At 31.5% G+C, this 9,171-nt stretch carries 8 protein-coding genes; 4 read left to right on the forward strand and 4 right to left on the reverse strand.

Translation table 11 applies throughout. The features are described from left to right. The first annotated feature begins 19 nt into the window (after positions 1 to 19). The 4 genes from GBG18_RS11745 to GBG18_RS11760 all read left to right on the forward strand — a co-directional run bounded on the left by GBG18_RS11745 (position 20) and on the right by GBG18_RS11760 (position 2,829). Positions 20 to 862 carry a DsbA family protein gene (locus GBG18_RS11745; protein ID WP_152191295.1) on the forward strand — a complete coding sequence of 281 codons (843 nt, stop codon included), beginning with the start codon at positions 20 to 22 and terminating at the stop codon, positions 860 to 862. A 12-nt stretch (positions 863 to 874) separates the two neighbouring features. Then, positions 875 to 1,813, forward strand: coding sequence for a hydroxymethylbilane synthase (gene hemC / locus GBG18_RS11750; RefSeq protein WP_152191297.1), 939 nt, complete (start codon positions 875 to 877; stop codon positions 1,811 to 1,813). 76 nt (positions 1,814 to 1,889) lie between these two features. Further along, on the forward strand, positions 1,890 to 2,432 hold the full coding sequence (locus GBG18_RS11755; protein WP_152191299.1) for a hydrolase: 543 nt from the start codon (positions 1,890 to 1,892) through the stop codon (positions 2,430 to 2,432). A gap of 13 nt (positions 2,433 to 2,445) precedes the next feature. Next, on the forward strand, positions 2,446 to 2,829 hold the full coding sequence (locus GBG18_RS11760; RefSeq protein ID WP_152191300.1) for a glutaredoxin domain-containing protein: 384 nt from the start codon (positions 2,446 to 2,448) through the stop codon (positions 2,827 to 2,829). An 86-nt stretch (positions 2,830 to 2,915) separates the two neighbouring features. Here the strand turns inward: GBG18_RS11760 and prpF are convergent, their stop codons facing one another. The 4 genes from prpF to prpB all read right to left on the reverse strand — a co-directional run bounded on the left by prpF (position 2,916) and on the right by prpB (position 9,009). Further along, complete coding sequence (gene prpF, locus GBG18_RS11765; protein ID WP_152191302.1) at positions 2,916 to 4,091, reverse strand: 2-methylaconitate cis-trans isomerase PrpF; 1,176 nt, start codon at positions 4,089 to 4,091, stop codon at positions 2,916 to 2,918. Positions 4,092 to 4,204: 113 nt separating this feature from the next. Then, a complete protein-coding gene (gene acnD / locus GBG18_RS11770) occupies positions 4,205 to 6,805 on the reverse strand; it encodes a Fe/S-dependent 2-methylisocitrate dehydratase AcnD (protein ID WP_152191304.1) in 2,601 nt (866 codons plus the stop codon). 109 nt (positions 6,806 to 6,914) lie between these two features. Then, positions 6,915 to 8,063 carry a bifunctional 2-methylcitrate synthase/citrate synthase gene (prpC, locus tag GBG18_RS11775; RefSeq protein WP_152191306.1) on the reverse strand — a complete coding sequence of 383 codons (1,149 nt, stop codon included), beginning with the start codon at positions 8,061 to 8,063 and terminating at the stop codon, positions 6,915 to 6,917. Between the two features lie 61 nt (positions 8,064 to 8,124). Next, positions 8,125 to 9,009: a methylisocitrate lyase gene (gene prpB / locus GBG18_RS11780; protein ID WP_152191308.1), complete on the reverse strand. Its 885-nt coding sequence runs from the start codon at positions 9,007 to 9,009 to the stop codon at positions 8,125 to 8,127. Positions 9,010 to 9,171: the final 162 nt, after the last annotated feature.

Here is a 9,171-nt window from a genome sequence, read left to right on the forward strand (position 1 = left end):
AATTAAAGGAAAAATTATAATGAAAACTACATCAAAAGTACTAACACTTGCTGTTTTATTAACTACTAGCTTATTTGCAAATGTAAGTGATGATAATGTACTAAAGTTTGAAAAGAAAAGAATTTCACAAAATCCAAATGTTGAAGTAGAAAATATAAGTATAAATACAAAAAAAGAATTACCTGTTAAAGGTTGGTATGGTTATATAATTGATGTTGAAGCTAAAATAGAAGATAAGATAGTAAATGCAAAAGATATAATATTTTCAGATGGAAGATACATCTCATTAGACTTACTTGATTCTACAAATGGAAAGTCTTTAAAAGATTTAGTAACACCAGAAGTAACATCAAAATATTATGATAAAGCAAAATTAATTGCAGGAAATCATAATGCAAAAGATAAAATTGTAATTTTCTCTGATCCTTTATGTCCATTTTGTATGGATTATGTGCCAGAAGTTATAAAGCATGTAAATAAAAATAAAGACTCAATTGCTTTATATTACTATCACTTCCCATTATTAAGACTACATCCAGCAGCTGATCCTTTATCTAAACTAATGGAATTAGGAAAAGAAAAAGGTATAAAAGATATTGAATTAAAAGTTTATGAAACAGATTGGGATGAATATTTTACTTCTAAAGAGAGTGATGTAAAAAAAGTAATTACAGGATTTAATAAAGTCTTTAAAACTTCATTTACACAAAATGATATAGAATCTATTGAACTTATAGATGCGATTGAAAATGATATGGCATTAGGTGAAGAAGTTATGGTTCAAGGAACTCCTACTATATTTGTTAATGGAGAAAAAGATACAATGCGAACTAAATATGAAAAACTAGGAAAAAATAAGTAAAGGTAAAGAAACATGGAAAAATTAGTAATTGCAACAAGAAGAAGTCAACTAGCTTTATGGCAGTCAGAATTTATAAAAAGTGAACTTCAAAAACACTATCCTGATATGGAAATACAACTACAAGAGTTTGTAACTAAAGGTGATAAAATTCTTGATGTTCCACTAGCAAAAATAGGTGGAAAAGGTTTATTTACAAAAGAGCTTGAAGTTGCTATGTTAGAGGGAAATGCACATTTAGCAGTACACTCACTAAAAGATGTACCAACTGAATTTGAAGATGGTTTACAATTAACAGCAGTTACTAAAAGATATGACCCAAGAGATGCATTATTAAGTAATAAATATACATCAATTAATGAATTACCAGCAGGTGCTGTTATTGGAACTACAAGTTTAAGAAGAAGAATGGCTTTAAAATTATTACGTCCGGATATTGTTTTAAAAGATTTAAGAGGAAATATTAATACTAGAATTGCAAAACTAAATGCAGGAGAATATGATGCTATTATTCTTGCAGCTACTGGTGTTCAAAAACTTGGTATTGAAAACGAAGTAAAACATTTTACTCCAATTTCAACTGATGAAATGATTCCTTCAATGGGACAAGCAACTTTAGGTATTGAAACTACAACAGATCCTAAAATTATTGAATTATTATCAGTATTAAATGATAAAGATGCACAAATTGAATCTACAATTGAAAGAAGTTTTGTTCATACATTAGAAGGTGGTTGTCAAGTTCCAATTGGTGTTAAAGCTACAATTGTAAATGATACATCAGTTAGAGTTCAAGCAATAGTTGGAATGCCTGATGGTAGTGAATCAATCTCTGAAGATATCACAGCAGATATTAATAATTATGAGAATATTGGACAATCACTTGCTCAAACATTTATAGACCAAGGTGCAAAAGATTTACTTGAACGTGCTGAAAAAGTAGCTTTTAAATAAATCTAAATTGTCAATATTTTCCAAGATATTTTAAAATATATTTAGTATTATATACTATATATTTTAAGGAGTACAAATGAGAATTAATGTTGAAGATACAGTATTTTGTTTAGTTGATGTGCAAGAGAGGTTATATCCTCATATGATAAATAAAGATGAAATAGAAAAGAATTTAATTACTTTAGTAAAAGGTTTAAAAGTTCATTCTATCCCATTTATTGTTAATGAACAATATAAAAAAGGAATTGGAGAAACAATTCCAAGTTTAAGAGAACTTGTAGATGCAGATCCACATTTTGAAAAAACTACTTTTTCATGTTGTAAAAATGAAACAACAATGGATGCAATAAAAGCTGCTAATAAAAAGATAGTAATAGTTGCAGGTATTGAAACTCATGTTTGTGTTTTACAAACTTGTATAGATTTACTTGAAGCTGGTTTACAACCTGTTTTAGTAACGGATTGTGTAACTTCAAGAAAGCAAAGAGATACTGATATGGCAATACAAAGATTAGTTCAAGCAGGAGTGGTTCCAACTACTTATGAATCACTTCTTTTTGAATTAACAGTAAATGCTAAAAACCCAGTATTTAAAGAGATTTCGTCATTAGTAAAATAAAAAGAAGATTTAAATGAAAAAAATATTTATTTTATGTTTCTTTATTAGTCTATTTACAATAGCTCAAGCAAAAGAGTTTAATAGTGTAAAAGATATGCCTTCAGATAAAGACATATTTATTATGTTTAGTATTCCTTCTTGCCCATGGTGTGAACGACAGTTAAAAGTACTAAAGAAAATAAAACAAAATAGAGATAATTTTGAATATATGAAAGTTCAAGATGATAATATAATCTATGAAGAATTAATAGAAAATTATCCTTTCCCAGTTGAAGTTTATCCTACTTCATTTATTGTAAAAAAAGAAGATGGAATATTAAATATTAGATATGAATTTCAAGGTTATCAAAAAAAGAGTAGTATTTTAAAAATTTTAGATAGTGATGATGAGTTTTAACAAAACTTTGAAAGAATAAATAAAAAAGGCTTATGGTTTTAATCATAAGCCTTTTTTTTTAGCTAAGTAAACTATAGAGATTAAATCTAATCCATAGTTCCTGCAGGAACATGAACATTTCCATCCATGATAATTCTTGCACTTCTACTCATACTTGCTTTTTCAACAGTGTATTTACCATCTTTAGAAGATAATGCAGCTCCAACTTTTATAGCTCCACTTGGATGTCCAAAAGTTACTGTATCTTTATCTCCACCACCGCTAGCTATATTAACAAGTGTTCCAGGAATACAAGCAGCAACTCCAATAGCAACTGAAGCTGTTCCCATCATTGCATGGTGTAATTGTTGCATTGATAAGGCTCTTACATGTAAGTCCATATCTGCTGCTTTAACTTCTTTACCTGAAGAAGTAGTAAAATCTTGAGCTGGACTTACAAATGCAATTTTTGGCGTGTGTTGTTGAGTTAACGCGTCACTTGCATCTTTCATAACACCCATTTTAAGAGCTCCTGCTATTCTAATTTTTTCAAATCTAGCTAGTGCATCTGTATCAGAGTTAATATCACCTTGAAGTTCAGTACCTTTGTACCCAATTTCATCTGCATTTACAAATACAGTTGGAATTCCCGCAGTTATCATCGTAGCTTTAAATGTACCAACACCTTCAACTTCTAAATGATCTACTAGATTTCCTGTAGGGAATAATTCTTCACTTGGATCTACAGGTTCAACGAATTCTAATTGAATTTCTTCAGCTGGAAATGCAACTCCATCAATTTCATAGTCACCCATTTCTTTAACCATTCCATTTTCCATGTTCACATAACATAGAATAGTTTTTTTGATATTTGCTTGCCAAATTCTTACACAACAAACTCCATTTTCAGGAACATTATCAACTAACCCTTCATTAATTGCAAAAGGTCCAACAGCAGAAGATAAGTTTCCACAGTTTCCACTCATATCTACAAAATCTTTATCAATTGCAACTTGGCAGAAGTAGTAATCAACATCATGATTTTCTACATCAGATTTTCCAACTAAGATAGCTTTTGAAGTAGATGAAGAAGCTCCACCCATTCCATCCATTTGTTTTTTATAAACATCTGGACTTCCTACAATTCTTTGAAGTAATTTATCTCTTTTTCTAGAGTCTTCTTGTGCCTCTTTAGGTAAATCAGCAATATTAAAAAAAGTACCTTTTGAAGTACCACCTCTCATATATGTAGCTTTTACTTTAAATTGTGGTTGGTATGCCATTTTATTTTCCTTGAATTTATTTTGAAGTCTTTAAAAGTATTTAGAAGAAATTTTAAAATTTCTTCTAAATACTTTTAGGGCAATGCCCTAAAAGTGTTTTGTTAATGTTCTAATTATTTTTTTGAAGAAGCAATAACATCTTTAGCGAATTTTTGTAAAATACCACCATTTTTGTAAACATCAACTTCAGCTGATGTATCTAATCTACAAAGAACAGTAAATTTAACAACTTCACCGTTTGCTCTAGTCATTACAACTGTTAAATCAGTTCTTGGAGTAATTTCACCTTCGATATCGAAAGTTTCACTTCCATCAATTGAGTAAGTATGTCTAGTATCACCAGCTTGGAATTGTAATGGTAATACACCCATTCCAACTAAGTTAGTTCTGTGAATTCTTTCAATAGATTCAGCAATTAAAACTTCAACACCTGCAAGTCTAACACCTTTTGCAGCCCAGTCTCTTGAAGACCCTTGACCGTAGTTAGTACCAGCAACGATAATTAATGGTTGCTTTCTTGTAGTATATGTTTCAATAGCTTCCCACATTCTAGATTCAGTACCCTCAGGCATGATTTTAGTAAGTGAACCTTGTTTAACAGAACCATCATCATTTTTAACCATTTCGTTAAATAATTTTGGATTTGCTAATGTAGCTCTAGAAGCTGTATGGTGATCCCCTCTATGTGTTGCATAAGAGTTTAAATCTTCAACTGGAAGACCTTTAGATAAACAATACTCACCAGAAGCAGATGTAGGTAAAATAGCATTTGATGGAGATAAGTGATCAGTAGTGATATTATCAGGGAATACACCTAATGGTCTCATTCCTTTTAATGCTGGCATTTCCATATATTCTGCTTCCCAGTATGGAGGCTTGTTAATATAAGTAGATTGAGTATTCCATTTATAAAATGGTGATATTTCAGTTCCACTTAATTCATTTTTAGCAAACATTGGGTCATAAATTGCACCAAACATCTCAGGTCTAACTGAAGCTTTTTCAACTGCGTTGATTTCTTCATCAGATGGCCATAAATCTTTTAATGTAATAGGGTTACCATTTTTATCAGTTCCTAATGAATCTTTCTCAATATCAAATCTAATAGAACCAGCTAATGCATAAGCTACAACTAATGGAGGTGAAGCTAAGAATGCTTCTTTTACGTATGGGTGAATTCTACCATCAAAGTTTCTGTTTCCAGATAATACAGCAGTTGAATAAATATCATTATCAACAACTTCTTTTTGAATTACTGGATCTAATGCACCAGACATACCGTTACAGGTAGTACATGCAAAACCAACAATACCAAATCCTAATTTTTCTAATTCAGGAAGTAAGTTAGCGTCTTTTAAGTACTCTTCAACAATTTTAGAACCAGGTGCAAGTGATGATTTAACCCATGGTTTTCTTTGTAAACCTAATTCATTTGCTTTTTTAGCAACTAAACCAGCAGCAATAACATTTCTAGGATTAGAAGTGTTAGTACATGAAGTAATTGCAGCAATTAAAATTGCACCATCTGGCATATCTGTTTCACCTATCTCAACAGTATTATCAGTAATTCCTTCAGCTTTAAGTGTTGAAGTTGGTACTAATTTATGTGGTTTTGATGGACCTGCAAGTGATCTTGTAACTGCAGTTAAATCAAATACTAATTCTCTTTGGTATGTAGCATTTTTTAAATCAGTTGACCATAAACCATTTGCTTTAGCATAAGCTTCAACTAATTTAACTTGCTCATGATCTCTACCTGTAAGTGTTAAGTAATCTAAAGTTTGCTCATCAATACTGAACATACCTGCTGACGCTCCATACTCAGGAGTCATATTTGCAATTGTAGCTCTATCACCTAAGTTTAAGTACTTCATACCCTCACCAAAGAATTCTAAGTATGCAGAAATAACATTGTTTTCTCTTAAGAAAGAAGTCATTGCTAATGCAATATCAGTAGCAGTAATACCTTCAGCTCTAGTACCTATAATGTTAACACCAATAATATCTGGAACTCTCATATAAGATGGGTTTCCAAGCATTACGTTTTCAGCTTCCAATCCACCAACACCAATAGCTAAAACACCAAGTGCATCAACGTGTGGAGTATGAGAATCAGTTCCTACTAATGTATCTGGACTTGCAATACCATCGATATTGTGAACAACTGGAGACATTTTTTCTAAGTTAATTTGGTGCATAATACCATTCCCTGGAGGAATAACATCTACATTATCAAATGCTTCTTTAGTCCAGTTAATAAAGTGGAATCTATCAGCATTTCTTCTATCTTCAATATCTCTATTCTTTTGGAAAGCATCTGGATCAAATCCACCACATTCAACTGCTAAAGAGTGATCAACGATAAGTTGTGTAGGAACAACAGGATTAACTTGTTTAGGATCTCCACCACCAGCTTCAACTGCTTCTCTTAAACCAGCTAAATCAACTAATGCAGTAAGACCAAGAATATCATGAGTTACAACTCTACTTGGGTACCAAGGGAAATCTTTATCAGTTCTTTTTTCAATTAATTGAACTAGTGAATCTTCTAAATCAGCACTTGGACATTTTCGCAAGAGATTTTCTGCTAATACTCTTGAAGTATAGTTTAGTTTTTCAAAAGAACCAGGCGTGATATCTTCAACAGCTGCTTTTACATCGTAGAAACTTGTATCGAAACCTTCTAGTTTTTTAAGATATTTATCATTTGTCATATTTTTATACCCTATTTTATTTTTTTATTAATTTTGAATTTATAGTAGTCTATAAAAAATAAAAGCCATCAAAAACTTGATGGCTTTTAAATCTTGAATAATCTTGAGATTACCCTCTTTGTTCAATTGGAACAAATTTTAAATCTTCAGGTCCTGTGTAAGTTGCAGAAGGTCTAATGATTTTTCCATCTTCTCTTTGCTCAATTACGTGTGCACCCCATCCAGTAACTCTTGAGATAATGAAAATTGGAGTAAACATATCTGTTGGAATTCCCATTTGGTTATAAGAAACTGCAGAGAACCAATCTAAGTTAGGGAACATTTTTTTGTTGTCCCACATGATTGTTTCAATTCTTTCAGCAACATCATACATTAATGTGTTGTTGTTTTCATTTGATAAATCTTCTGCAACTTTTTTAATTACTACGTTTCTTGGATCACATGAAGTATAAACAGGATGTCCAAATCCGATAATGATTTCTTTTTTAGCCATTCTTGCTAAGATATCTTTTTCTGCTTCATCAGCTGAAGAGTATCTTTCTTGAATGTAGAATGCAACTTCATTAGCACCACCATGTTTTGGACCTCTTAAAGCTCCAATAGAACCAGTAATACAAGAATACATATCTGAATTAGTTCCAGCAATTACTCTTGAAGTAAATGTAGATGCATTAAATTCATGCTCAGCATATAAAATTAAAGAAGTATGCATAGCTTTAACCCAAGATTCTCTTGGTTTTTCACCATGTAAAAGGTGTAAGAAGTGACCACCAACTGAATCATCATCAGTTACAACATCAATTCTTTTTCCATTATATGCATAGTGGTACCAGTAACATAACATAGAACCAAATGATGCCATTAATTTATCAACAATTGCTTGTGCTTCATCTTTTGGATGAGACTCATCTTCAGACATAATTGCTCCAAGAACTGAACAACCTGTTCTCATAACATCCATTGGGTGAGCAGTTTTTGGTAATTGCTCTAATGCAATTTTAACACCTGCTGGAATATCTCTTAAACCTTGAAGTTTTTTCTTATATGCATCTAATTCCGCTTGAGTTGGTAATGTACCATAAACAATTAAGTGTGCAATTTCTTCAAATTCTGATTTGTCAGCAAATTCTAAAATATCATAACCTCTATAGTGTAAATCATTTCCTGATTTCCCAACAGTACAGATAGCTGTGCTTCCTGCTGATTGTCCTGATAATGCAACTGATTTTTTTGGCTTAAATCCTGTAGATGTACTCATAATCTTTTTCCTTCTTATAGTTAATTAATTAATATTGTTTTCTTTATTTTAATAAAGCGAATTACTTTGCTTTACTTTGTGCAAATAATGCATCCATTTTTTGCTCATAATCGTGGTAACCTAACATATCGTAAAGTTCCATTCTTGTTTGCATTAATTCTAAAGTACCTTCTTGTGTACCTTTTTCTCTTAAGTCTTGGTATACAGTTAAAGCAGCTTTATTCATTGCTCTAAATGCTGATAGTGGGTAAAGAACCATTTCAATTCCAACAGAACCTAACTCTTCAGTAGTAAACATTGGAGTTGCACCGAACTCAGTAATATTTGCTAATACAGGAACTGTCATTTGGTCACAGAACTCTTTATATTCTTTTAAAGTATGAACAGCTTCTGCAAAAATTGCATCTGCTCCAGCTTCAACATAAGCTTTAGCTCGTGCTACTGCTGCAGCTTGACCTTCAGATGCATGAGCATCAGTTCTAGCAATAATGTAGAATTCAGGGTCTAATTGCATTTTAGCATCAACAGCAGCTCTAATTCTGTCACACATTTCTTCAGTAGTAACTAATTCTTTATTAGGTCTGTGTCCACATCTTTTAGCAGCAACTTGATCTTCAATATGAAGTCCAGCAGCACCAGATCTGATGAATTCTTTAACAGTTCTAGCAACATTAAAAGCATGTCCCCAACCAGTATCAGCATCAACGATTACTGGAGTATCACAAATAGAAGTAATTCTTCTAATATCAATACAAACATCTTCAATCATTGTCATACCTAAATCTGGTAAACCATATGATGCATTTGCAATTCCTCCACCTGAAAGGTAAATTGCTTTATAACCAACTTTTGTAGCTTGTAATGCTTGGTATGCATTAATAGTTCCAACGATTTGTAAAGGTGTCTCTTCACTTAAAGCTTGTCTAAATTTTTTTCCTGCGCTCATATATATCCTTCAAAATTTATTTGTGTAACAGTATACATTATTTCTACATACTAGTGATGTATCATTTCTGTATTATAAAATACAACTTTTTCTACTATTTTGCTAATATGTACAATATTTGTTTTTATGCAAAATAATGGTACAATTATTTATCAAGATTAT

The sequence above is a fragment of the Poseidonibacter ostreae genome (assembly GCF_009208075.1).
In the GTDB taxonomy this organism is placed as follows: Bacteria; Campylobacterota; Campylobacteria; order Campylobacterales; family Arcobacteraceae; genus Poseidonibacter; species Poseidonibacter ostreae.